Raw genomic sequence first — 24,142 nt, forward strand, 5'->3', positions numbered from 1 at the left:
TCCGGCCACAAGAAACAGAACGGGTGAAACGCGCAAAGGGACAGCGCTCTCGTGCCCTTTGCGCTTGCAGCAGAATCAGATACCGAGGCAGAGGTATTTGATTTCCAGGTAATCCTCGATGCCGTACTTGGAGCCTTCACGGCCCAGGCCGGAGGCCTTGATGCCGCCGAACGGCGCGACTTCGTTGGAGATCAACCCGGTGTTGACGCCAACCATGCCGTATTCCAGGGCTTCGGCCACGCGGAACACACGGCCCAAGTCGCGGGCATAGAAGTACGAGGCCAGACCGAACTCGGTGTCGTTGGACATCGCGATCACTTCGGCTTCGTCTTTGAAGCGGAACAGCGGCGCCAACGGGCCGAAGGTTTCTTCCTTCGCCACGGCGGCACTCGAGGGTACGTTGGTCAGGATAGTCGGCTCGAAGAAGTTGCCTTCCATGGCCTTGCCACCAGCCAGCACGGTCGCGCCTTTGCTGACCGCATCAGCGATGTGCTCTTGCACCTTGGCAACTGCCTTGCCGTCGATCAAGGGACCGGTGGTGGTGCCATCTTCCAGACCATTGCCGATCTTGAGCTTGGCGACTGCCACTTTGAGTTTTTCAGCGAAGGCGTCGTACACCGAATCCTGGATGTACAGACGGTTGGCGCAGACGCAGGTCTGACCGTTGTTGCGGTATTTGGAAATGATTGCGCCTTCGACGGCCTTATCCAGGTCCGCGTCGTCGAACACGATGAACGGCGCGTTGCCGCCCAGTTCCAGGGAGACTTTCTTGATGTCCTTGGCACATTCGGCCATCAACTGACGACCGATTTCGGTCGAGCCGGTGAACGACAGCTTGCGCACGATCGGGTTGCTGGTCAGCTCGCCGCCGATGTCGCCGGCACTGCCGGTGACCACGCTCAGCACGCCCTGCGGGATGCCGGCACGGTGGGCCAGCTCAACCAGCGCCAGCGCCGAGAACGGGGTTTGCGAAGCCGGCTTGATGACCATGGTGCAGCCCGCGGCCAGAGCCGGGCCGGCCTTGCGGGTGATCATCGCAGCCGGGAAATTCCATGGGGTAATGGCAGCAGTCACACCGATTGGCTGCTTGATCACGATCAGGCGCTTGTCGGGCTGGTGGCCAGGAATCACATCACCGTAGATGCGCTTGGCTTCTTCGGCGAACCATTCGATAAACGAGGCGGCGTAAACAATTTCGCCCTTGGCTTCGGCCAGCGGCTTGCCCTGTTCCAGGGTCATCAGGCGACCGAGGTCATCCTGGTTTTCGATCAGCAATTCGTACCAGCGGCGCAGCTTGTTGGCACGCTCTTTGGCGGTGAGGGCGCGCCAGGCCGGCAACGCCTTGTCGGCGGCTTCAATCGCCCGCCGGGTTTCGGCAGCGCCCATCTTCGGCACCGTGCCCAGCACTTCACCCGTTGCCGGGTTGGTAACCTTGATCGTCTGACCATTGTCCGCGTCGACCCAAGCGCCATCGATAAAGGCTTGCTGGCGGAACAACTGGGTGTCTTTAAGCTGCATGTCGGCTTTCCTTAACAGCACCGCGCGCGCGCGGAGCGAATTAGATTTGTAGAAAGGCGCCTCAGGGGCTGCCGTCAGGGAAATCATCCACCGGGCTGAAGCACAGAAATAACGCACATAAGCACAGACGTGCGGTTCAGCACCCAGACAAGAGCGTTTGAAATCTCAAACGAATCCTAGGGCCGATGGGGGGGAAGGACAATAGGCTGTTCGAAAAAAAGAACAAAAAACCTGAATTTGCCTGCTTTTTCTGATCAGCGTAGCCCATGCCCGCCTATGCTTATGAAAACACCGGCAAATCAGCAGCATGGACGCCCGCATTGCATATGAGTATCATGGCGCCCGCGTCGCACCAGTAGCTCAGCTGGATAGAGTACTGCCCTCCGAAGGCAGGGGTCGTGGGTTCGAATCCCGCCTGGTGCACCATCTGCAGAATCAAAAGCCCCAGGTCTTGCGACCTGGGGCTTTTTTGTGGACGCTGATTTCACTCAACGCTTGCGCAACGCCTCCAACCGCGCCGGCAAGTCCTCCTCGGGAAAGCGCTGATGCAGCGCCAGCAGCTTTTCATCAGCAGCCTTGTCCTCACCCGCCTCGCGCAAGCGCAGGATTTCCAGCAGTTCCTGCTCCAGCGACAGCCGTGCAGCGGGCACGCGTTTGCTCATTTTCGCCGCAGGCTTTTCCGCCAAGGCGTGGTCAGCGCTTGCCGGGGCTTGAGCGATTTCGCCCTGGGGTGCTGCCATGCGGGCTATCGGCGCGGGAGCGGACATGGCGGGCGGCGGTGCGGCGGCGACTGCGGACTCCTGTCGATTGGCGGAAAACTCCATCGGAGCTGGCGCGGACAGGTCGCTCTGAGGTACTGGCGAGCGAACCACCAGACCGATCATCAACGCGACCCCGGCAACCGTGGCGAATGCCATCTGCCAGCGCGGCCGTTGGCAGGCCTGTAGCCAGCGTTTCCACAGACTGGGCGTAGGCGTCGGGGCTTCGCGACGGGCGGCAGCCAGGATGAAAGCGTCCAGGGACACGGGCGGTTCGCCGCTGGCGTGTTGACGGAAATGCTCGATCAGCATTTCGTCATCGGGCTTCGGGATGTGTTTGGAATCAATCATGCGGGTACCTCCTCGGCCAGCAGTCGATGCAATTTCTGCTGGGCGTAACGCAAGCGGCTTTTTACCGTTTCCAGCGGGGCGCCGGTCAGGGCGGCGATCTGCGGCAGCTCCAGGTCGCCGTGCAGTCGCAGCAGGAAGACTTCCCGCTGGTCTTCGGGCAAGGCTTGCAACGCCGCGTCCAGGCGGGCCTGATCGCGACTCAGGCTCAACTGCTGTTCGGGGTTGCTGGTGTCGTCGGGCTGGACATGAACCTGTTCGTCGTAACTGTCGTGCAGCGGGTTGCGGACACCGTGTTTGCGCCAGTGATCAATCAAGCGGTTGCGGGCAATCTGGAACAACCAGGTACGAAAACTCGCCCGTCCTTGTGGCTGGGTAGTGCTGCGGATCAGGCTGAGCCAAGTGTCCTGGAAGACTTCCTCGGCCAGTTCGGCTTTGTTGCTCAAGGACACCAGAAAACGATATAGCCCCTGTCGATGGCGGGCGTACAGGACTTCAAAACACGCCCCGTCGCCATCGCGGTAGCGGGCCAGCAGCGATTCGTCGCTGGGACAATCATGCGGAGCGGGCATGTCGGTGACGAACTCCTTTGCGGTTAACACAGTTCTGGCAGGCGACAAGAGAATACCGTGGGAGCGAGCCTGCTCGCGATTGCGTCGGATCAGTCAATGATGATCGTGATCGATCCACCGCTATCGCGAGCAGGCTCGCTCCCACATTTGATCCTCGTCGTGGTCAGGATCAGCGCTCAAGGCTCTGCGCGAGTTCCACCAACTGGACAAATTCGGCACGCAGCCCAAACGGATCATCGCCCCGGGCGGAACGGGCCAATTGCGCGGTGTCCTTCAAGCTCATCGTCCCAGTGTAGCGGCCATCCCCCTTGAGCTGTTGGGCGAAGGCGGCCACAGCGGCCGAGAAGCGCAAGTCGTCGCTGGCCTTGTCATTTTTTTGCGTGCTGGCGACAGGATGCTCGATCAATCGACTGCTCCCGCCTTCAACGGGCTTGTAGCGCACGCGCAGCATCGCCAACTCACCTGACTTGCCGTTCAGCTTAGGTGTGCTCGCATAACGCAACGGTTCCAGCCAGCCCTGCTCGCCTTTCGGAACAATTTCATACAAGGCGGTCACCGTGTGTCCGGCGCCTATTTCGCCCGCATCAACCTTGTCGTTGTTGAAATCCTCACGCTTGAGCGCGCGGTTCTCATACCCCAACAGCCGATACTCACTGACCTGAGCGGGGTTGAACTCCACCTGCAACTTCACATCCCGCGCCACCACCGCCAGGGTGGAGCTGAGCTGGTCCACCAATACCTTGCGCGCTTCAAGCAAGTTGTCGATGTAGGCGTAGTTGCCATCACCGGCATCGGCCAATTGCTCCATCAGGTGTTCATTGTAGTTATCCACACCGAAGCCCAGCGTGGTCAGGGATACACCGCTTTTACGTCGGTCCACCGCCATTTGCTTGAGGCTGTCGAAGTCACTGACGCCGACATTGAAGTCGCCATCGGTGGCCAGCAGGATGCGATTGATGCCTTTGTCGATAAAGCTTTCCTGAGCCATCTGATAGGCCAGCTCGATCCCCGACGCACCTGCGGTGGAACCGCCGGCGTCCAACTGATCGATGGCGTTGCGGATCTTGACCTTGTCGCGGCCCGAGGTCGGCTTGAGCACCACCCGGGATTCGCCGGCGTACACCACCAGAGACACCCGGTCCTGCTCGCGCAATTGCTCCACCAATAACTTCAGGGTGCTCTTGACTAGCGGCAGGCCCTCGCGTCGGTCCATGGAGCCGGAAACATCCACCAAAAACACAAGGTTGGCCGGCGCCAGGTCCGCCACGGCGCGATCGCTCGCCTTGATGCCAATACGCAACAGGCGCGTGTGAGGGTTCCATGGCGACGGGGCCACTTCAGTGGTCACGCCGAAGGGAGAACCGTCGGTGGGCACGGCATAGTCGTAAGGGAAATAGTTGACCATTTCCTCCAGTCGCACAGCGCCTTCGGGCGGCAGGCTACCTTGATTGAGGAAACGTCGCACATTGGCGTAGCTACCGGTATCGACATCGACGCTGAAGGTCGACACCGGCGTTTGGGCAACGCTATGAATGGGGTTGTCCGGCAATTTTTCATACTGCTCGCGGGGCTCGGCGCGGTAGTCCCCCGCGACAGCATCGGTCCTCACCCTTGGCGAGGGCATCGAAGCCGGAGCGGCCATACGCTTGACCAGAGGCTCGCGCACGTTAGCAACTTCGCTTTGCCGCACCGGGGCGGGGGACGCAGACGGTGGTTCGGCCGGCGTGGCAGCCTCCCGGGACGAAGACAACCCACAACCGGCCAATGCCACCAGCAAGGTCACGGCGAAGCCCTGGGCAGCAGGACGTAGGAATGAAGGAGGACAGGACATGGGTTGAACCTCGTGAATGAATGATCCGTTCACAGGGTCAGACGCGAGGCACTCGTGGTTCGGGTTAACGACCACGATATTCTTTTAATACGCGAGCATGCCTAGCGGGACGGAATGGCCCGCAGGTCGTCGGCGATAAAGCGGCTCAGTTGGCCGGTGTAAAAGCCTTCGACATCCGAGTTACCTCTGTTGGTCAGAGCGCCCACCATGCTTCTCATGTTCTGAAATTGCCCGATCGCGCCGCCCGGCATCAGCCCCTGACGGGCCTGGGCAAAGTGCAAAACCTCGGCGCCGGCCTTCTTCACCTTGACCTGATAGCTGAAATCGACACTGGCGAGGAGCGTGCCATCGGCAACGATTTTGCTCATGAAGCCGCCTTGGGTGTCTTGAATACGTCGCGCGTAGACGCTGTTGACGTCCAGCAGATAGTCGGCAGCTTCCTTGCTGGAGGCATAGCGATTGTCCTCGAGCAGGCGGCCAATCAGGTCGGTGTGCAATTGCTCACGGACCTTTTCGTCAGGCAAAAAGCGATCGTTCTTGCCTACGACTTCAACGTCGAAGGTGTCGATCCAGAAGGTGGCGGTTTTGGGAATCGTTACCGGAGTGGCGGAGACATAGTAATCGGGTTTGGAGGCACAGCCCGCCATAAGGCAGAGGGCCAGGAATATGGCAAAAACGCGCATGTCTGAATTCGTCCCTGAAAGGTAGTGGCATAGTGACAGCGGCATTCTACGGAGTTTGGACGGGTTCTCAAGTTTTGGCGGCAGCGGATGGCGGCAAAACCCCGGCCGTTGCAGACCGGGGCGATTTTATGGGTGCGGCTTCCGGATAACAGTTGCAGACCGCGTCACTCCCCCGCCATCTCTACCACCGTCTTCCCTTGCCCACGCCCCTGCGCTACTTGCGCAAACGCCTCATTCACGTCTCCCAGGCCAAACCGATGTGGGTCTACCTTGATGCGCAGTACCCCGGCCTCAACCAAAGCCGCCGCTTCGCGCAATATCCGACCATGGTGCTCGCGCCCCTTGCCGGTCAGCAACGGCATCAAGGTAAACACCCCGGAATAACTCGCCCCCTTGAACGACAACGGTGCCAGGCTGTGTTGTCCCCAGCCGAGACAACTGAGTACGTGGCCGGTATAGGTTTTCACTACGTTGAAGGACGCATCCAGTGTCGAGCCGCCGACGGTGTCGTAGACGATGTCGAAGCCTTCGCCGCCGGTGTGCTGGCGCACGTAACTGTCGGTGTCCTGCGCCCGGTAGTCGATAGGGGTCGCGCCCAGTTCACGGATGAAATCCAGGCTGGTGGCCGAGCCGGTGGCATAGACCTCGGCGCCGCGGGCCTTGGCAATTTGCACGGCCATTTGACCGACGCCGCCCGCGCCGCCGTGGATCAGCACTTGTTGGCCGGCCCGAACATTGGCCCGGTCTACCAACCCTTCCCAGGCGGTGATGAAGACCAATGGCAAGGCTGCCGCTTCGCGCATGCTCAACGAACCGGGCTTGAGCGCAATCAGGTGAGCATCGACGGCAATGTATTCGGCCAGCGCACCCTGGGCGCCGCCGATGCCGCCGGCCATGCCGAACACGTCATCGCCGGGGGCGAAATCGTGCACGCCCTCTCCCAGCTCAACGACTGTTCCGGCCAGATCGATACCCAGTACGGCGGGCAGCGGCTGGCGGGCATGAGCGCCGCCACCTGCCGCGATCTTGGTATCCAGAGGATTGATCCCTGCGGCGTGAACCCTGATCAATACCTGTCCTTTGCCGGGAACAGGCCGGGGGATGTGGCGAACGACCAGCGGAGCCTGAGCGGTTTGGGCAATGGCGGCGAACATGGTGTTGTTCATGACAGTAAACCTCCAATGAGTGGGTGAGTACATGTTGCGGCCGTCGACGCATTCCGATAAGTAAGCAATTATGGATAGGATTTATTCCAACCAGAGGCCAAATCCCGATGGATCTATTCGACGCGATGCAGATGTTCGTGCGAGTGGTAGAGCGCGGTTCGTTCTCGGCGGTCGCCCGGGAGCTGAACCTGGGTCAACCAGCGGTTAGCAAGCAGATCCGCGCGCTGGAACAACACCTTGGCGGTGCGTTGTTTGCCCGCAGCACTCGCCATCTTGCGCTGACCGACCAAGGCCAGCGTTTCTATATCCACAGCAAGGAAATACTCAGCAGCCTCGACACGGCCCGGCTCAGTTTCACCCGTGGCCAGGAGCAGATCGCCGGCCCTTTGCGTGTGGCCGCCCCGGTGAGTTTCGGGCGGCTGTGCATTGCGCCCTTGATGAGGGAGTTTTTGGCGCGCCATCCACAGGTTCACATCGACCTGAAACTGAACGACCAAAATGAAGATGTGCTGAAAGAAAACATCGACGTCGCCATTCGTATCGGCGTGGTGAAAAACGAAGGGCTGGTCGCGGTTTCCCTCGGCGATAGTCCGCGCCGGGTGTATGCCGCTCCCGCCTACCTGCAACAACACGGCACACCGCTGGAGCCGGCGGATCTTGCCCGCCACAATTGCTTGGGCTTCACGCTGCTGGAGCATTACGACGTTTGGCGTTTCGACCAGCAGGACAAACAGCACCGAGTGACGATCAAGGGCAATGTCACCAGCAACAGCAGCGAGGCAATTCGCGAGATGGTTCTTAGCGGGCTGGGCATTTCGCTTTCACCGCAGTGGTTATTCGCCGCGGATGTTCGCCAGGGAACCGTGTCCAGCCTGCTGGAGGCTTATCAACCCGTAGCGCTGCCCATCAGCGCCGTGTTCAGCCAAGACCGGCGCCGCTCGGCAAGAACTCGCGCCTTTGTGGATTTTCTGCGCGAGCGTCTTTGAGCAGCCGGTTATGCGTAACGAACCTGACTGATATCAATCGCCACCAGCAATTCCCCCTCCACCGCCTGATCGTCCGCATCCCGCCGATACGCCCGGCGCTTGCTGGGCATGCACAGCCCATCGGCCTTGATGTAGTCCTCCACATACTGGGCCGCCGGCAGGCCACCGCTCACGTCCACGGTGTAATCATGCCGGCGCAGCAGATAGTCATCGCCAAAGTAGAAGTCCTGGACCGGGCAGTGAGTGGCGAGGGTGTCCGGGAAGTTCACCCGCAAGCGGCGCCAGACCTGGCCACCTTCCTTCCAGGGTTCCAGCTCCTGGCTGGTGACACCCGGAAAAGTAAACAGGAACGGCATGGTCAGGTAGGACCAGAGCGCATATCCATTGAAGTAGGCACGGTGAAGCGGATCCCACGGAGTGGTTTGCTCGTGCTTGAAGAACGAAGCCCTGGGGTCCGAACGCTCAGCGATCACTTTGCCCTCGGTGGTTTCGATGGCGATGCGATCAGGCGTGAAGGCGGTGCGCTGGTTCAGCGCACCGAACGGCATGACCGAGGCGCGCTGTTCATGCAGCCAGACAGTCATCTGCCGTGGAGCATTGTCTTGCGTTAACCCCTTCATGGCCCACAACGAACCGCCGGTCACAAGAGTGACCTGGACAGTGTTGAAAGTGTTCCAGCGCTCGAGACCGCCGTGGGCAATCAGGACTTGTTCCAGCAGGTCGTGCTTGTGCGCCTTCATGATGGCCGTCCTCCTCGAGTTGGAAACGGGGTCATTCATGAGTGTAGTCGTGCAGCTGGGGCAGAGTCCTTACGATTCACAGGCCAACGAGGCCTGCGCGGTCTTCGAATGCCGGGCGGGAAAATACGCCGCCGCAGCCACACCCACCGCGCCCATCACCACGCAATACCCCACGCACACCCATGGGCTCCACGGCACCAGTGCGATCAGCACCAAAGGCGTCACGCTGGCCCACAAGGCATAGGCAATGTTGTAGGTGAACGAGATGCCGGACACGCGGATTTTCGGCGGAAACAGGCTGACCATCACCGATGGCACCGCACCGACCACGCCGCAACCCAGGCCCGCCACAGCGTAGGCTAGGCCCAGCCAGGCGCCGCCGCTGATCAGGCTGGCGTAGAGCACGGCGATGCCCATCGGCAACAGCAGGCTGTAGAGCATGACAGTGCGCCAGGCGCCGATGCGGTCGACGATGAGGCCGGCCAGAACGCAGCCGATGTTCAGGAAGACGATGCCCAGGCTGCTCAAAGCGAACGTGTGACTAGGGGTCATGCCGAAACTTTTTTGCATCACGGTCGGGGTGATGACCACGAACACCACCACGGCGGACGTCAGCACGCAGGTGAGAATGGCGGCGGGCAACAAGGCGTGGCGATGGTCCCGCAGCACGGTGCGTAGCGGCAGTTCCGTCGCGCCCTCGCGCTTGGCTTGCAGGGCCATGAAGATCGGCGTTTCGCTCAGCCAGCGGCGCAGCCAGACGCCGATTACACCGAAGACCCCACCCAGCAGGAACGGCAAGCGCCAGGCGTAATCGAGAATTTCTGCTGCAGTGAATATCTGCGCCAGCGCCGTGGCGGTCAGGGCGCCCAGCAAATAGCCGAAGGTCAGACCAGCCTGGAGGAAACCCAGCGCGTAGCCGCGATGCTGCAGCGGTGCATGTTCGGCCACGAACACCCAGGCGCTCGGCACTTCGCCGCCCACCGCCGCGCCTTGCAGGATGCGCAGCGCCAGCAGCAACAACGGGGCGAAATAGCCGATTTGCGCGTAAGTCGGCATCACGCCGATAAGCAGACAAGGCAAGGCCATCATCAGGATGCTCAGGCTGAACACCCGCTTGCGCCCCAGGCGATCGGCGAAGTGCGCCATGAGGATGCCGCCCAGGGGTCGTGCCAAGTAGCCGGTGGCGAAAATCCCGAAACTTTGCAACAGGCGTAGCCATTCGGGCATTTGCGGCGGGAAGAACAGTTGGCTGAGCACCAGGGCGAAGAAGACGAAGATGATGAAGTCGTAGATTTCCAGCGCGCCACCCAGGGCGGCGAGGCCCAGGGTTTTGTAGTCGGATCGGCTGAATCGGGCGTCTGGCAGATGAGTTGTGGCAGTCATGGGCAGATTTAAACAAGAAAAGTTTTTGAGAAGGACGGTTCAGGCGTCTTGGCCGTCGTCCATGGGCTGTGCCGGTGGTTGGTCTGGCTCAGCGTCTTCGGCCTCTTCAGCAGGCAGGAAATCCTTGCGGCTCTGGGCGATGGCCCGGCGTATTTCGTCGCCTTTGGTGGGGCAGTTCTTGAGGCGGGCGATGCCGTCGGGTTTCTGCGTCATCGCCATCCTCCGGTATGAATGAACAGGGGCTCGATAGTGCTCGCTTTTGGCGCGTGATGCCAATTTTGTGGTTGAGGGTTGCTGCCCGACCCAGCGGGAGCAAGCTCCCTGGCCACAGGGAGCTGTTGCTTGGATTAGCGGTGGTAGCGACGCACTACGCTACTGTTGCGCAAGACGTGACCGTTGATTCTTTCCATCAGTTGAGGGCGTGTGAGGCCGGCTGGCAGGGCGTGCGGGGGCAGGTCGAGCGCGTATATCTGGATCAGGTAATGATGAGCGCTGTCGCCGATAGGTGGGCAAGGGCCTATATAGCCGCGGGTGTTTTTACTGTTGGTACCGCTTACGCCTTCAAGGGCGGACTGGGTGCCCATGCCGGTCGGAATATGCCGCGTGCTGGCCTTGATGCCGTAATGAACCCAGTGGTCGACGCCCTGGCCTTTCTGGCCGTCCGGGTCGTGCATGACAATGGCGTAGCTGAGGGTGCCGGGCGGGCCCGCTGTCCAGCTCAAGGCCGGGGAAATGTTCTTACCGCCGCAGTTGCTGGCGTCACTGGCGGCCGCCGCGGTGAACAGCCGGTTATCCGACACACCTGGCATGCTGAGGGTGAAACGTTCCTGAGCCTGGGCCGCCCCTTGTGCGCACAGCACGAGGGCGATGACCGCCAGCCAGGGAGTAAGGGAAGTCGATCGAGTCATACCGGGCACCTTATGCAGATCAGGCCATGGACGGCCTGCGAACTATAGCCGCAGCGCCTGCCAGGTTTCAGTGACAATTACGATGAACTTCGAATCCGCCACATCGATCTGCGTTGACCGTGATTCGCGACATCACCCATCCCCCTGTGGGAGCGAGCCTGCTCGCGATGGCGATGGTTCAGTTGGCATCCATGTTGACTGAAATACCGCTATCGCGAGCAGGCTCGCTCCCACATTTTGATTTGTGCTGACCGTACTCTGTGGGAGCGAACGCGGCGTTTTGAAGGAAATCTCCGAGGAACTGGAAAGCAACAAGATCAACAATCACAGCCTGCGGCAGCGCTTACACCGAGTGATCGACCGGCAGGTGAATCACCCGGGGCCTTTCCAGCGGTGCCAGTGGCGGCGGTTGCAGTTCCGGGCTCAGCAGATGGAAATGCGCCACGACGTGACTGATATCACCGTCCTGGTTGTTATGGATGATCTTGGAGCCGGGCCGGCGCAACGTGTCCAGACGCGCGTCGGTCAATTTGAAGCTTTCGCTCAAGCTTTGATCGTCCACCACCGGCGCTGGCAGCCGACGCTGGGCGAAGCTGCGGCTTTTGCGCTGCTGATAGCGCGCCCAGGTAATCAGGATCACCGCGTTGACCAAGGCGATCCAGCCATATATCTGCAACGTCCCGAGCGTGTCCATGAGCGAGCCACCGAGGCGCGGGCCTGCCTGGCTGTCAAACAGGGGCCAGAGCCCGTTGACCAACAGATACAACAGCCCCAGCCACGCCAGCACGGTAAAGAGCGCATCGATGACCACCAGAAAAGGTCTTTGTCGGGTCCTGATAATTTTCATCGGATCACTTCCTCTTCTTCGTCATCGAACGGTTTGATGCCGCGATCCGGGCTGACCCAGCGCGCGCGTTTCTGATGCTGCCCGAACAGCACTTTCGGGAAACTCACCAAGGTGGTGAACAGACTGATCAGCCAGAACACCAATGGGTACCACACCACCCAGAACATGATGTGCCACAAACCTTTTTCGTAGCGGCGATCGATCAGGATGCTCACCGCGAACTGCATCAGGCACACCACCGCCAACAGCAACCCGGTGAAGGCCGGTGGCATGAGGTGATCGACCGCGATGGCCGCTGGCATTTCGACGAATTTACCGGCGCCCCAGAAGATCACCGACAGCAGGAACGTGAACGCCCAACCGGTGGACAGGCAGTATTCGAACAGCAGCGGCCACAGGTAGCGGTGGCGGTATTGCCAGATGCCGCGGATGTTCTTGAACAGCACTTCGGCCCCGCCCTGGGCCCAGCGCAGGCGCTGCCGCCACAGGCCGCGCAGGGTTTCGGGCATGAGGATCCAGCACAGGGCACGGGGTTCGTAGAAGATGCTCCAGTGGTCCAGTTGCAGCTTCCAGCTGATGTCGATGTCTTCGGTGATCATGTCCGGGCTCCAGTAGCCGACCCGGTGCAGGGCCGTACGACGGAAGGCGACGATCACACCGGAGACGGTGAAGATCCGCCCGAAGACGCGCTGGGTACGCTTGATCAAGCCAATGATCGAGGAGAACTCACCGACCTGCACCCGGCCGATCAAAGTCGAACGAGTACGGATACGCGGATTACCGGTCACTGCACCGAGGCGGGCATTGTCCAGCATCGGTGCCACCAGGTAGGCGCAAGTGTTGGGTGCCAACAGCGCATCACCGTCGATGCACACCAGGTATTCACTGCGCGCCGCGATGGCGCCCATGCGCAGGGCCACGGCCTTGCCCTGGTTTTCCGCCAGATGCAGCACGCGCAGGCGCGGGTCATCAGCCGCCAGTTGGTCGAGCACTTGGGCGGTGTTGTCTTTCGAGCCGTCGTTGATGGCGATGACCTCGATGTTCGGGTAATGCTGGCCCAGCGCGGCGTGTATGGTATCGGCGACGTTGTCGCCCTCGTTGAAGCACGGAATCAGAATGCTGATCAGCGGTTCCCCGGCCAGCGGCGGCGGCAGGGTGTCGTCCTTCCACGGCCAGTGACGCTCCCAGTGCAGCCAGAAATACAGGCCGCCGGCGATCCACAGCCCGGACATGAACAGCGGGTAAAAGAACACGAAGTCCATCAGGAATTGCCCGGTGACCAGGAAGATCAGGCCCAGGGGCACCCCAAGGACGATCGCCAGCACCAGCAGGGCGAGCAGTCTGTCGAGCATGTCAAGGATTCCACTTGTTGGAGAGCGCCGGCCGCACGGTTTTCACAGCGGGCTGGTCTTCGATGAAGTTGTCCGGGTAGTAGCCGAAACTGGTCACGCCTGAACGCTTGAGGCGTCCCATCCATTCGGCCAATTGTTCGCCGTCGATGTCGCTGACCGGTTTGCTGTGCCAGTCACGGGCCTGCAATTCGAACACCGTGCGCTTGAGCGCACCGGGGCGGGCCTTGACGGTCTCCACCAGGCGCTCAAGCCAGGGACCGGATTGCTCGCGGGTCTGCTTTTCCATCAACGGCATGGCCATCGGGGCCGTCCAGTTGTAGGCACCGAGGAAGTCGTCCAGGTTCTGGGCGAACCAGGCTTCGCTTTCGGGATTGAGCATCGGTTCGGCGAAAATATTGCGCGCTGTCAGCACCTGCGGACCACGAATCGCGCGGACCTTGGCAGTGAGCTCGTGGGTGAAGTCGATCAAGTAGCGGCTCTTGAAACGGGTCCAGCGCTGCATCGCCGCCGGGTCGTCCCGCAGGGCGGCGATGGACGTCGGCAGGCCGTTGGCGGCATAGACTTTCAGGGCAGCGGGGCCGGCGTCCTCGAAGTCAGAAAACACGGCATCGTCGTGGTACAGAACGCCGTCCACCGAACTCATCCGTGCCAGGTCTTCGTAGATTTCACCGATGACACGTCGCACGCTCGGATCGAAGGGCGACAAGCGTACGTACTGATCCGGGTCCACACCCGTGCGGCCGGTTTCCGGGTCCCAACGTTGTACGCGGGGCAGTTTCGAATCCAGGCCAAAACTGAGCACTGGCATCCAGGCGAAGACCTTGGCGTTGGCCCGGGTTTTCAGTTGCCACGCAACCCGATCGAACAGATCGGCCCGTACCGGCAGATGACGGTTGGGAAAGTACAGCGAATGCACCAGACCATCACCTTTCGGATCGGCAAAGGCTTGCAGGAAAACGGTGTTGGCGCCCAGGTCGTAGATGCGCTGGATCAGCTTGCCGACATTGGCTTCCTGCTGCACAGGATCCGGGTCATAGACGTAATCCAGGTCGACATGGACCACCCGCAGGGGGTCCATGGTCTGCACGCCGACGACGCTCTCGGCGAAGTGCGCACCATCCGGATCGGAGGCCACCAGAAAACGCGGGCCACTCATCAGGTTATTGAGGCTGTCCAGACCATCTTCCAGAGTCAGGGCCATTTGGTAGCCTTCGCTGCCAATCACCTGCAAGGCGGTGCCATCGGCGGCACCGTAGGGCCAGACCCACACGCGCGGACTGTAGCCGGTGACCTTGCGGATCTTCTCGGAAATGGCCACCACGTCCTTGCGCTGGCGAGCCTGGAAATCAGCTTCGCTTTCATAGCGACCGGTGGCGGGATCGTAGCGCCGGGTCGTCGCCGCCGGTTGCAGGTTGCCTTGCGGGTTGGCCAGTACCCCTTTGTGATTGGCGTCGGTGTGGGCGGCGATTTCCACCAGGCCCGATTTCGAGACCTCGCGAATTTGCTCCCAGGTCAAAAACTCGGAGCGCTTGCGCGGCACTCCAGCGAAGTCCACCGGCTGGTTCGACGGCGTGTCGATCCAACTACCGACCGGGGCCAATAGCGCCGGCCAGTTATAGGCGCGCAGGATCGGCATGACGCGGGTGTAAAAGCTTGAGTAACCGTCGTCAAAACTCAACAACACCGCCCGCGGCGGCAGTTCCGGGCCACCGTTGCGAGCGGTGATGATCTGGTCCACGGTTACCGGCTGGTAGTTGTTTTCCCGCAGCCAAGCCAATTGCTCGATCAGGCGCTCGGTACGCACGGCCACGAGCGCCTGGTCGGGGTCGCGGTCTTCCACGTCGTGATAGGCGATGCCGAGCACATGGTTTTTCGGCCATGGGGCGTCGTTGGCCGCCAGCGGGCGCTGTGAGGGCGCTGTGAACGCCGGGGCTTGCTGGGCACAAGCGCTGATCAGCAAGACCCCCAGCAGAAGGATGAATCGCGAAATGACAGGCATCTTCAAACTCTTCTAGAAGCGGTAGGTGAGGTCGACAAGCAGGCGCAGATCGCTTTCGCGGTCGCCGTCATAGGGGCGGTTGAGCCAACTCAGTGCGGCACCTGCCTCAAGCACGTCGTTCCAGATAAAACGCTGGCCGTAGCTGAGCAGGCCCATGGCACCGGTGCTGTGGTCGCGCTGGCTGTAGGTACCGGCGCCGGCCTGGAACTGCTGGCTCCACGTCGTTTCGTAGCGGCGGTACAACACATGATTGGCGCTGACGGTCGGCATGACGCTCAGATCTGACTTGGGGTTGAAGTAGGGGACTTCGTCAGAGCCGCTGTTGCGACTGGCACCCACTTCCAGGCCCAGCTCCACTTGCAGCCGCGGAGCGCTGTAAATGCCTTCGCGACCGGTGAGCAGGGTTTCGAGACGGTTGTTACCGTCACTGAAATGCGATGGGCTGACCGCCAGTTGCCACTCTCGGCTTTCGTGGGCACGCCAGCGAACGAAACCACTGCCGCCGTTGGCGCGAATACCGCTGTTGAGCGCCCGCAGCGGGGTGGCGGCCGAGAGGTAATCCAGGCTGCCACCGTACTGCCAGTGATCGTTGATGTCCCGGGCCACGGCCAGACGTGCCCCCTGCTTGTCACCGGAGCCGTACGAGTGGTTGGAGACTTCCGCTTCCAGCGTCATGTCACGGGTGCGGCGCTCCACACCCAGACGCTGCCAGCGATGGTGGCCGGTGCCTTCTTCGAAATCGCCGGTGGCGTAACCGACGCCACCGAATAGCCGCCAGTCTTCATTGATGGGTGGGCTGTAAAGCAGCGTTTCAATGCCGAAGTCGCGACTACCGGTGACTGCACCGGCATCGCCGCTGCCGCCGCCATAACTCTTGCCGGTGTAGGCTTCGATACGCAGTTCGGCCATGTCGTGCACTTCGCGCTGGCGTTGCAGGCGTTTGACGTGGGCGTTCTCCGGGTACCGGGCGACCACGTCATCGGTCAGCGCGTCCATCTGCCGCCACTCCTGCAGATCCATGGCGGCGCGGGCCTGGGCGACTTCCAGCTCACGGTTACGCGGGGTCGTGGTCTCGACTTCCTTGAGCAGGCTTTCAGAACGTCGCGGCCATTGCCGGGCCTGGTACAAATCAGCCTGGGCCAGTCGCAACCCGATGTTGCCGGGGCCTTGATTGACCAGGGTCGCCAGACGCGTCTCGGCGGTGGGCAGGTCGGCGCCATATGTGCCGGCCTGAGCGGCGAGTTGTTGTGCGTCCATCCATTCGTCATTGGGGTTGCCGATGGGCAGCCCCTTGAGCTCGACGCGTGGTTGCTGGGATTTGGCCAAGTCTTCAGCCAGGGCACGGGCCTCTTCGGATTTTTCACTTTCCAGCAGTGCGTAGTAGAGCGCGGTGCTGTCTTCGAAGCGGTCCGCCGGATCGGCGTCAGGTGCCGTCAGTACCCGGCGGTACAGGTCGACGGCAATCTCCGGTTCACGCTGCTCCAGATAGGAGGACGCCACCCAGCGCAAGGCATAAGTGGGAATGGCAACCCCTTCAGCGAGCAGCCTTTGGTATTCAGCAATCACTTCAGCTCGTCGAGCACGGGCGTTCAGGGCGCCGATACGGTCGATGCGCCAGCGCAGTACATCGTCATGAGCCTCGGCCACCGGAGTCCAGGTGGCGAGCAGCTTGTCGTAATCGGCCAGGGCGCGGTCTGCGATAACGAAGCGATCCTTCTCGCTGCGGCTCGCCATGTCCGCCAGGCGCACCCGTTCAGCCGCAACATCGCCCTCCAGTCGCCGCTGCACGCCCTGATCGATCAACCCGGGTTGCAGACGAGCCAGGCGCAAGGCCGGCTCAGGCAAGCGGGCACGTTGCAGCGCAATGATGTATTCGCGGGCGACCTCGAGATTGTTGCCGGCGCGAGTAAAGGCCTGGTCGTATTCGAACAGCGCCTCGTGTGGACTGTTGGCACGGGTCAGGGCATATCCCAAGGCCAGTCGACGCGTCGGGTCCTCAGGTTTGGCTGCGACCATAGTCCTGGCACGACTGACTGCTTCGTCGGGTTTACCGGCGTCGGCCTGGGTTAAGGCCAGACCCAGTTGCAGATGGGAATTCTGAGGTTCGACTATCAAAGCCTGGCGATAGAGCGCGGTGGCCGAGTCCCAACGCTTGAGATTGCGATAGGCACGTGCCGTTGCAGTCAGCGCCGCAACGGGCAGGTCGCGATAGCGGCCTTGGGCTTCATAGACTTTCACCACCTCGGCATCAAAACCGGCCCAGCTGGCAATCTGCAGATGGTCACTGATTTGCGCGGTGCTGGCCTGATCGGCCGGGACCTGGCGCAAGGCGGTCAATGCAGGCGTGTAATGGCCGGCGCGAGCGTCATGCACCATCTGGTCATAGGCGGTATCGGCAAACGCCAGCACCGGCCAGCACAATTGGCTGCACAGCGCGAGGCGAAACAACGGGCGCAAACCACATTGAATAAAGGGACCCACAGTACGCGGCATTCGTCAGCATCCTTACATGGCCAGCCGGGTCGCAGTGCCCCCTTGCCCATCAAACAGGAAGCCGGATCAAAGGAATCCAGCCAAGCTCTAATGGGCCTAGTTTTGCACTCTCGGGCCGCGCTTCTTCCAAAACGCCATAATTCTTCAGAATCGATGCAGATTTTCGCGGGCAAAAAAAACCGGCCTGTGCGCAATGCACAGGCCGGGCTTTGGATGTTGCTCCAGTCGATTACTGGATGGTTACGCCGCCACCCAACTTGTTCATCACAAACGCGGTGAATTGTTCGACTGTCATCTTCTGACCGTTGAAATCAACTTGATTGTTGGCGTAGTGCAGCTTGGTGACCACATCGTTGCCTTCAAGCGTTGCCAGCTCTGTGCCCACCGCCATCGCGCTGAACATATCGCTGGTGGCAGTGGCCTGATCGGCGATCAACTTGGCGTCGGTCTGGCCTTCCATTTGCGCCTGCACGGTCAACAGATCAACCAGCATCGGCTTGGAGACTTTCAAATTGAAATCCAGCAAGGCGAGCAACTGACGACCCAGTTGATCAGGCGGCAGGTCCATGGATTGCGGCTTGGTAAGGTCGATGACCAGCGTCGCGCGGCTTTCGCCATTGGCTGTAGTGAACGACAGATTTTCCAGTGCCACTTGCGGGCCGCCGGCCAGGAGTTTTTCCAGGTCGGCCTTGACCTGCGCCTCCTCAGCCTCGCTCAGCACCAGCTCCGGCGCTGGCTCACCGGCTGCTGCCGCTTCAGCCGCCGCCTGCTCGTAGGGTTGCAGCTTGGTTTGATAGACCTGCATGAGCGACATGGTGGCCGGGATGTCCAGGTTCTTCAGGCTGACCGCCATCTGCGCAGAACCGATAGCCTTATCGTTGAATGACAACTCACCGACCTTGTAATCGGCACGCCCCGATGCGCTGGTGCCATTTTCGGTGCTGTTGTTCTTCATCTCGAAGTTCTTCAGGCCCAAGACCGACTTCTGCTCCCCAAAAGTAGTCTTGCTGTTGCTGAGCATCAGAACGTTATCACCCATGTAATAACCATAAGTGCTCTTGCTCAGGTTGCTGGCGAGCGTCAGGCCGTTGAGCTCGACTTGCACCGGCGTCTGGTCCTCAGCGACGGTGGTCAGCTTGAAGCTGTCCATATAACCGTCAGCCTTGATTTTCTCTGCCTGGGCGCTGGAGGCCAGGTCGATCTTCAGACCAGAGAAACTGAGCTGGGACTGTTCATCCAGCTTGGTGTCCAGGGGCAGCAACTCGAACGTGCCGTGGGTCGACTGGTCGTAGCCCAGGTTGACCACACCTTTGAGCGGCGACTTGTCCTTGGCAGCGACGAACCATTTCTCGGTCAACGGCGTGCGTTCAAGTTCGGTGTGGCTGGTAGCCATGACCGGCAACCATTTGAGCGTCATCAGGCGCGAGAACGGCAGCGGGCCATGTTCGATGTTGTCGACGAACAGCAATTCAACCGATTCATCACCAAACATCTCGCCTTCACCTTTGAGGCGATAATGGGCGGTGCTGCTGAAAGTCCCACGGTCCAATGACACCAGCTCGATCGAAGCCGTGCCATTTGACCCGGCCAGGGCCGTTTGCATTTGCTTGTTGCTGTCGGCAATGGCGGTTTGCAGCACTCCTTCGAGTTTCGTTCCGGTGTACCAGGCGCCACCCGCGCTGATTGCACCGACGACCACAACGATTCCCAGAAGTACGCTTGCTGATTTATTCATGAGTGATCCGATCAATATCCATGGTTGAAAAAGCCGTCGTCTTCCCTGACACCGCTAAGGGTGTGGCTCGACGCCGCGAAGTGGAGGGAGATTACCATCAGGCATGCCAGCGGGCCCAATGTTTAAAGGGGGGAAGCGTTTTCTTGAGAGAGGGTCTACGAATATTGAACTTCAATCTCATCGAGTTGATGGTCGAACGTCTTCAGCCGTGCCGTCCAGGTGTACACCAACACTTCGAAATCACGATTGATCACCGTCGCGCCCGATGAGTCCGCGCGAGGATCGCAGAAGTCCAGTTGATAGCGCTCCCGCGCCATAGCGTTAGCGACGTCGCAGAGCTCACGAGCGTTGTTCAGCCAATGCCAGTCGTCTTCGGCGACCTGTTTGTCCAATGCCGCACATTGGGTCTTCAAGGCCTCGAGACTTTTTTCCAATGGAGTACCGGTGAGTTCACCCATGACTTCCTGAAATGTGCGGCCAGGCTGCCAGTAACTGCCCCAGAAGTAACGATCGAAGACCGTTTCGACCCGGCGTAATGCAACCTTGGTATCCCAGATCAGCACCAGAGTCTTACCCTGCTCAAGATGCTTTTTTTTGATGCGTTGCCCTTGGAGCGATGCCCAGGCCACGATTGCGATGGATATCACACCGATCAGCGCAGCCGCGCTATCGAGGAAGATCAGTGCTTTGTCGATCTGGTGAGTCAGCATGACGCCATAGAAATAAGTGGCCGAAAGCAACACCAACGCTGCGAGGGCGCACCAGAAGCCAGGAGCATAAGGGTTTTTCATTATTGGAATCCCCATGACCAGTGACGTCGCGGGCCATTTTTCAGATGCCCCGACTATCACAGCATAGCAATGGCCACAGGGTTTGCCGTGTGTGGACAGCAATCATGAGGGGCGATCCGATTACCGGCCCAAAACGACAGAACCCCTGTCTGCATCAGCAGACAGGGGTTCTGGGAATTCAATCTTGACGATGACCTACTCTCACATGGGGAAACCCCACACTACCATCGGCGATGCATCGTTTCACTGCTGAGTTCGGGATGGGATCAGGTGGTTCCAATGCTCTATGGTCGTCAAGAAATTCTGTGACCGGCCCGTTCAACAGTAACGTGCCAGCGAAAATCGATAACTTCTACTAAAACAAAACCCCTACCTGCGTCAGCAGATAGGGGTTTCGGAATTTAATCTTGACGATGACCTACTCTCACATGGGGAAACCCCACACTACCATCGGCGATGCATCGTTTCACTGCTGAGTTCGGGATGGGATCAGGTGGTTCCAATGCTCTATGGTCGTCAAGAAATTCGGTAGCCAGCGCGTGCCTTGCGGTCACGTTCCAGCAAATGGGTATGCGATAGGTTTGTGTGTTGTGCGAACTTTCGGTTCATAGCGTCTTCACACACCGCAATCTGGTGCCCTGTATCGGGTCAACAAATTGCTTGGGTGTTATATGGTCAAGCCTCACGGGCAATTAGTATGGGTTAGCTCAACGCCTCACAGCGCTTACACACCCCACCTATCAACGTCGTAGTCTTCGACGGCCCTTCAGGGGACTCAAGGTCCCAGTGAGATCTCATCTTGAGGCAAGTTTCCCGCTTAGATGCTTTCAGCGGTTATCTTTTCCGAACATAGCTACCCGGCAATGCCACTGGCGTGACAACCGGAACACCAGAGGTTCGTCCACTCCGGTCCTCTCGTACTAGGAGCAGCCCCTCTCAAATCTCAAACGTCCACGGCAGATAGGGACCGAACTGTCTCACGACGTTCTAAACCCAGCTCGCGTACCACTTTAAATGGCGAACAGCCATACCCTTGGGACCGGCTTCAGCCCCAGGATGTGATGAGCCGACATCGAGGTGCCAAACACCGCCGTCGATATGAACTCTTGGGCGGTATCAGCCTGTTATCCCCGGAGTACCTTTTATCCGTTGAGCGATGGCCCTTCCATACAGAACCACCGGATCACTAAGACCTACTTTCGTACCTGCTCGACGTGTCTGTCTCGCAGTCAAGCGCGCTTTTGCCTTTATACTCTACGACCGATTTCCGACCGGTCTGAGCGCACCTTCGTACTCCTCCGTTACTCTTTAGGAGGAGACCGCCCCAGTCAAACTACCCACCATACACTGTCCTCGATCCGGATAACGGACCTGAGTTAGAACCTCAAAGTTGCCAGGGTGGTATTTCAAGGATGGCTCCACGCGAACTGGCGTCCACGCTTCAAAGCCTCCCACCTATCCTACACAAGCAAATTCAAAGTCCAGTGCAAAGCTATAGTAAAGGTTCACGGGGTCTTTCCGTCTAGCCGCGGATACACTGCATCTTCACAGCGATTTCAATTTCACTGAGTCTCGGGTGGAGACAGCGCCGCCATCGTTACGCCATTCGTGCAGGTCGGAACTTACCCGACAAGGAATTTCGCTACCTTAGGACCGTTATAGTTACGGCCGCCGTTTACCGGGGCTTCGATCAAGAGCTTCGCGTTAGCTAACCCCATCAATTAACCTTCCGGCACCGGGCAGGCGTCACACCCTATACGTCCACTTTCGTGTTTGCAGAGTGCTGTGTTTTTAATAAACAGTCGCAGCGGCCTGGTATCTTCGACCGGCGTGGGCTTACGCAGCAAGTGCTTCACCCTCACCGGCGCACCTTCTCCCGAAGTTACGGTGCCATTTTGCCTAGTTCCTTCACCCGAGTTCTCTCAAGCGCCTTGGTATTCTCTACCCAACCACCTGTGTCGGTTTGGGGTACGGTTCCTGGTTACCTGAAGCTTAGAAGCTTTTCTTGGAAGCATGGCATCAACCACTTCGTCACCCAAAGGGTAACTCGTCATCAGCTCTCGGCCTTAGAATCCCGGATTTACCTAAGATTCCAGCCTACCACCTTAAACTTGGACAACCAACGCCAAGCTGGCCTAGCCTTCTCCGTCCCTCCATCGCAATAACCAGAAGTACAGGAATATTAACCTGTTTTCCATCGACTACGCTTTTCAGCCTCGCCTTAGGGACCGACTAACCCTGCGTCGATTAACGTTGCGCAGGAAACCTTGGTCTTTCGGCGTGGGTGTTTTTCACACCCATTGTCGTTACTCATGTCAGCATTCGCACTTCTGATACCTCCAGCAAGCTTCTCAACTCACCTTCACAGGCTTACAGAACGCTCCTCTACCGCATCACCTAAGTGATACCCGTAGCTTCGGTGTATGGTTTGAGCCCCGTTACATCTTCCGCGCAGGCCGACTCGACTAGTGAGCTATTACGCTTTCTTTAAAGGGTGGCTGCTTCTAAGCCAACCTCCTAGCTGTCTAAGCCTTCCCACATCGTTTCCCACTTAACCATAACTTTGGGACCTTAGCTGACGGTCTGGGTTGTTTCCCTTTTCACGACGGACGTTAGCACCCGCCGTGTGTCTCCCATGCTCGGCACTTGTAGGTATTCGGAGTTTGCATCGGTTTGGTAAGTCGGGATGACCCCCTAGCCGAAACAGTGCTCTACCCCCTACAGTGATACATGAGGCGCTACCTAAATAGCTTTCGAGGAGAACCAGCTATCTCCGAGCTTGATTAGCCTTTCACTCCGATCCACAGGTCATCCGCTAACTTTTCAACGGTAGTCGGTTCGGTCCTCCAGTTAGTGTTACCCAACCTTCAACCTGCCCATGGATAGATCGCCCGGTTTCGGGTCTATTCCCAGCGACTAGACGCCCTATTAAGACTCGCTTTCGCTACGCCTCCCCTATTCGGTTAAGCTCGCCACTGAAAATAAGTCGCTGACCCATTATACAAAAGGTACGCAGTCACCCAACAAAGTGGGCTCCCACTGCTTGTACGCATACGGTTTCAGGATCTATTTCACTCCCCTCTCCGGGGTTCTTTTCGCCTTTCCCTCACGGTACTAGTTCACTATCGGTCAGTCAGTAGTATTTAGCCTTGGAGGATGGTCCCCCCATATTCAGACAAAGTTTCTCGTGCTCCGTCCTACTCGATTTCATGACTAAGAGATTTTCGCGTACAGGGCTATCACCCACTATGGCCGCACTTTCCAGAGCGTTCCGCTAATCTCAAAGCCACTTAAGGGCTAGTCCCCGTTCGCTCGCCACTACTAAGGGAATCTCGGTTGATTTCTTTTCCTCAGGGTACTTAGATGTTTCAGTTCCCCTGGTTCGCCTCTTGCACCTATGTATTCAGTACAAGATAACCATCTTATGATGGCTGGGTTCCCCCATTCAGACATCTCCGGATCAAAGTCTGTTTGCCGACTCCCCGAAGCTTTTCGCAGGCTACCACGTCTTTCATCGCCTCTGACTGCCAAGGCATCCACCGTATGCGCTTCTTCACTTGACCATATAACCCCAAGCAATCTGGTTATACTGTGAAGACGACATTCGCCGAAAATTCGCATGCTCTAAGAGCAACTCACAAATTTTACCTTAGCCTGATCCGTTACCAGTGAAAGTAACGTTCAGTCTATCTTTCTATCACATACCCAAATTTTTAAAGAACGATCTAATCAAAAGACTAGAAATCAACATTCACCATCACATCGATGGAATGCTCATTTCTAAGCTTTCAGAAGCAGTTTATGGTGGAGCCAAGCGGGATCGAACCGCTGACCTCCTGCGTGCAAGGCAGGCGCTCTCCCAGCTGAGCTATGGCCCCATAACAAAATTGGTGGGTCTGGGCAGATTCGAACTGCCGACCTCACCCTTATCAGGGGTGCGCTCTAACCAACTGAGCTACAGACCCAATTTCGAGCGCGTAACTGTTAGCGTTGAGCTATCAGCTTGGAGCTTAAAGCTGCTTCTATCGTCTT

17 protein-coding genes, 3 tRNA genes and 3 rRNA genes are annotated in these 24,142 nt (G+C 59.1%); 2 read left to right on the top strand and 21 right to left on the bottom strand.

Features of this window, described 5'->3' with window-relative positions:
* Positions 1-75 precede the first annotated feature (75 nt).
* Positions 76-1,518 carry an NADP-dependent succinate-semialdehyde dehydrogenase gene (gene gabD / locus BW979_RS02620; RefSeq protein ID WP_076383110.1) on the bottom strand — a complete coding sequence of 481 codons (1,443 nt, stop codon included), beginning with the start codon at positions 1,516-1,518 and terminating at the stop codon, positions 76-78.
* A gap of 349 nt (positions 1,519-1,867) precedes the next feature.
* Between gabD and BW979_RS02625 the strand changes: the two genes are divergently transcribed.
* Positions 1,868-1,944, top strand: a tRNA-Arg gene (locus tag BW979_RS02625).
* Between the two features lie 62 nt (positions 1,945-2,006).
* On the opposite strand, the gene BW979_RS02630 is transcribed toward BW979_RS02625, so the two are convergent.
* The 5 genes from BW979_RS02630 to BW979_RS02650 all read right to left on the bottom strand — a co-directional run bounded on the left by BW979_RS02630 (position 2,007) and on the right by BW979_RS02650 (position 6,876).
* On the bottom strand, positions 2,007-2,627 hold the full coding sequence (locus BW979_RS02630) for a hypothetical protein (RefSeq protein ID WP_076383111.1): 621 nt from the start codon (positions 2,625-2,627) through the stop codon (positions 2,007-2,009).
* Positions 2,624-3,196 (bottom strand): RNA polymerase sigma factor, encoded by a 573-nt coding sequence (locus tag BW979_RS02635; RefSeq protein ID WP_047226755.1) that lies wholly within the window; start codon positions 3,194-3,196, stop codon positions 2,624-2,626. The genes BW979_RS02630 and BW979_RS02635 overlap by 4 nt, the downstream gene beginning before the upstream one ends.
* 169 nt (positions 3,197-3,365) lie before the next feature.
* Positions 3,366-5,027 carry a vWA domain-containing protein gene (locus BW979_RS02640; protein ID WP_076383112.1) on the bottom strand — a complete coding sequence of 554 codons (1,662 nt, stop codon included), beginning with the start codon at positions 5,025-5,027 and terminating at the stop codon, positions 3,366-3,368.
* Between the two features lie 101 nt (positions 5,028-5,128).
* Entirely contained in the window at positions 5,129-5,710 is a 582-nt protein-coding gene (locus BW979_RS02645; RefSeq protein WP_076383113.1) for a hypothetical protein, read from the bottom strand.
* A gap of 164 nt (positions 5,711-5,874) precedes the next feature.
* Complete coding sequence (locus BW979_RS02650) at positions 5,875-6,876, bottom strand: zinc-dependent alcohol dehydrogenase family protein (protein ID WP_047230317.1); 1,002 nt, start codon at positions 6,874-6,876, stop codon at positions 5,875-5,877.
* A 107-nt stretch (positions 6,877-6,983) separates the two neighbouring features.
* Here BW979_RS02650 and BW979_RS02655 point away from each other — a divergent pair, with 107 nt between their 5' ends.
* Entirely contained in the window at positions 6,984-7,862 is an 879-nt protein-coding gene (locus BW979_RS02655; protein ID WP_076383114.1) for a LysR family transcriptional regulator, read from the top strand.
* 8 nt (positions 7,863-7,870) lie between these two features.
* Here BW979_RS02655 and BW979_RS02660 read toward each other — a convergent pair whose 3' ends face one another.
* From BW979_RS02660 to BW979_RS02725, 15 genes are all read right to left on the bottom strand, one after another.
* Positions 7,871-8,602, bottom strand: coding sequence for a hypothetical protein (locus tag BW979_RS02660; RefSeq protein ID WP_047230319.1), 732 nt, complete (start codon positions 8,600-8,602; stop codon positions 7,871-7,873).
* 69 nt (positions 8,603-8,671) lie between these two features.
* On the bottom strand, positions 8,672-9,985 hold the full coding sequence (locus BW979_RS02665; protein WP_076383115.1) for an MFS transporter: 1,314 nt from the start codon (positions 9,983-9,985) through the stop codon (positions 8,672-8,674).
* 39 nt (positions 9,986-10,024) lie between these two features.
* On the bottom strand, positions 10,025-10,198 hold the full coding sequence (locus BW979_RS27560) for a hypothetical protein (RefSeq protein WP_171061296.1): 174 nt from the start codon (positions 10,196-10,198) through the stop codon (positions 10,025-10,027).
* A gap of 134 nt (positions 10,199-10,332) precedes the next feature.
* Positions 10,333-10,893 carry a YbhB/YbcL family Raf kinase inhibitor-like protein gene (locus BW979_RS02670; RefSeq protein WP_076383116.1) on the bottom strand — a complete coding sequence of 187 codons (561 nt, stop codon included), beginning with the start codon at positions 10,891-10,893 and terminating at the stop codon, positions 10,333-10,335.
* Between the two features lie 343 nt (positions 10,894-11,236).
* Positions 11,237-11,740 carry a poly-beta-1,6-N-acetyl-D-glucosamine biosynthesis protein PgaD gene (pgaD, locus tag BW979_RS02675; protein ID WP_047230322.1) on the bottom strand — a complete coding sequence of 168 codons (504 nt, stop codon included), beginning with the start codon at positions 11,738-11,740 and terminating at the stop codon, positions 11,237-11,239.
* Positions 11,737-13,092 carry a poly-beta-1,6-N-acetyl-D-glucosamine synthase gene (gene pgaC / locus BW979_RS02680; RefSeq protein WP_076383117.1) on the bottom strand — a complete coding sequence of 452 codons (1,356 nt, stop codon included), beginning with the start codon at positions 13,090-13,092 and terminating at the stop codon, positions 11,737-11,739. The genes pgaD and pgaC overlap by 4 nt, the downstream gene beginning before the upstream one ends.
* A gap of 1 nt (position 13,093) precedes the next feature.
* Complete coding sequence (gene pgaB / locus BW979_RS02685; RefSeq protein ID WP_047230324.1) at positions 13,094-15,091, bottom strand: poly-beta-1,6-N-acetyl-D-glucosamine N-deacetylase PgaB; 1,998 nt, start codon at positions 15,089-15,091, stop codon at positions 13,094-13,096.
* Between the two features lie 12 nt (positions 15,092-15,103).
* Entirely contained in the window at positions 15,104-17,584 is a 2,481-nt protein-coding gene (pgaA, locus tag BW979_RS02690; RefSeq protein WP_076383118.1) for a poly-beta-1,6 N-acetyl-D-glucosamine export porin PgaA, read from the bottom strand.
* 229 nt (positions 17,585-17,813) lie between these two features.
* Positions 17,814-19,319 carry a YdgA family protein gene (locus BW979_RS02695; RefSeq protein ID WP_076383119.1) on the bottom strand — a complete coding sequence of 502 codons (1,506 nt, stop codon included), beginning with the start codon at positions 19,317-19,319 and terminating at the stop codon, positions 17,814-17,816.
* A 155-nt stretch (positions 19,320-19,474) separates the two neighbouring features.
* Positions 19,475-20,110 carry a hypothetical protein gene (locus BW979_RS02700; protein WP_047230327.1) on the bottom strand — a complete coding sequence of 212 codons (636 nt, stop codon included), beginning with the start codon at positions 20,108-20,110 and terminating at the stop codon, positions 19,475-19,477.
* Positions 20,111-20,292: 182 nt separating this feature from the next.
* Positions 20,293-20,408, bottom strand: a 5S ribosomal RNA gene (gene rrf, locus BW979_RS02705).
* A 107-nt stretch (positions 20,409-20,515) separates the two neighbouring features.
* Positions 20,516-20,631, bottom strand: a 5S ribosomal RNA gene (gene rrf, locus BW979_RS02710).
* 150 nt (positions 20,632-20,781) lie between these two features.
* Positions 20,782-23,673, bottom strand: a 23S ribosomal RNA gene (locus tag BW979_RS02715).
* A 239-nt stretch (positions 23,674-23,912) separates the two neighbouring features.
* Positions 23,913-23,988: transfer RNA gene (locus tag BW979_RS02720), tRNA-Ala, on the bottom strand.
* A 10-nt stretch (positions 23,989-23,998) separates the two neighbouring features.
* Positions 23,999-24,075, bottom strand: a tRNA-Ile gene (locus BW979_RS02725).
* Positions 24,076-24,142 lie beyond the last annotated feature (67 nt).

Source organism: Pseudomonas sp. A214 (assembly GCF_900156295.1).
GTDB classification, from domain to species: Bacteria; Pseudomonadota; Gammaproteobacteria; order Pseudomonadales; family Pseudomonadaceae; genus Aquipseudomonas; species Aquipseudomonas rhizophila.

Coding starts and splice junctions, on each gene's coding strand:
- gabD (WP_076383110.1), bottom strand. CDS start 1,518: ATGCAGCTTAAAGACACCCAGTTGTTCCGCCAGCAAGCCTTTATCGAT.
- BW979_RS02630 (WP_076383111.1), bottom strand. CDS start 2,627: ATGATTGATTCCAAACACATCCCGAAGCCCGATGACGAAATGCTGATC.
- BW979_RS02635 (WP_047226755.1), bottom strand. CDS start 3,196: ATGCCCGCTCCGCATGATTGTCCCAGCGACGAATCGCTGCTGGCCCGC.
- BW979_RS02640 (WP_076383112.1), bottom strand. CDS start 5,027: ATGTCCTGTCCTCCTTCATTCCTACGTCCTGCTGCCCAGGGCTTCGCC.
- BW979_RS02645 (WP_076383113.1), bottom strand. CDS start 5,710: ATGCGCGTTTTTGCCATATTCCTGGCCCTCTGCCTTATGGCGGGCTGT.
- BW979_RS02650 (WP_047230317.1), bottom strand. CDS start 6,876: ATGAACAACACCATGTTCGCCGCCATTGCCCAAACCGCTCAGGCTCCG.
- BW979_RS02655 (WP_076383114.1), top strand. CDS start 6,984: ATGGATCTATTCGACGCGATGCAGATGTTCGTGCGAGTGGTAGAGCGC.
- BW979_RS02660 (WP_047230319.1), bottom strand. CDS start 8,602: ATGAAGGCGCACAAGCACGACCTGCTGGAACAAGTCCTGATTGCCCAC.
- BW979_RS02665 (WP_076383115.1), bottom strand. CDS start 9,985: ATGACTGCCACAACTCATCTGCCAGACGCCCGATTCAGCCGATCCGAC.
- BW979_RS27560 (WP_171061296.1), bottom strand. CDS start 10,198: ATGACGCAGAAACCCGACGGCATCGCCCGCCTCAAGAACTGCCCCACC.
- BW979_RS02670 (WP_076383116.1), bottom strand. CDS start 10,893: ATGACTCGATCGACTTCCCTTACTCCCTGGCTGGCGGTCATCGCCCTC.
- pgaD (WP_047230322.1), bottom strand. CDS start 11,740: ATGAAAATTATCAGGACCCGACAAAGACCTTTTCTGGTGGTCATCGAT.
- pgaC (WP_076383117.1), bottom strand. CDS start 13,092: ATGCTCGACAGACTGCTCGCCCTGCTGGTGCTGGCGATCGTCCTTGGG.
- pgaB (WP_047230324.1), bottom strand. CDS start 15,091: ATGCCTGTCATTTCGCGATTCATCCTTCTGCTGGGGGTCTTGCTGATC.
- pgaA (WP_076383118.1), bottom strand. CDS start 17,584: ATGCCGCGTACTGTGGGTCCCTTTATTCAATGTGGTTTGCGCCCGTTG.
- BW979_RS02695 (WP_076383119.1), bottom strand. CDS start 19,319: ATGAATAAATCAGCAAGCGTACTTCTGGGAATCGTTGTGGTCGTCGGT.
- BW979_RS02700 (WP_047230327.1), bottom strand. CDS start 20,110: ATGAAAAACCCTTATGCTCCTGGCTTCTGGTGCGCCCTCGCAGCGTTG.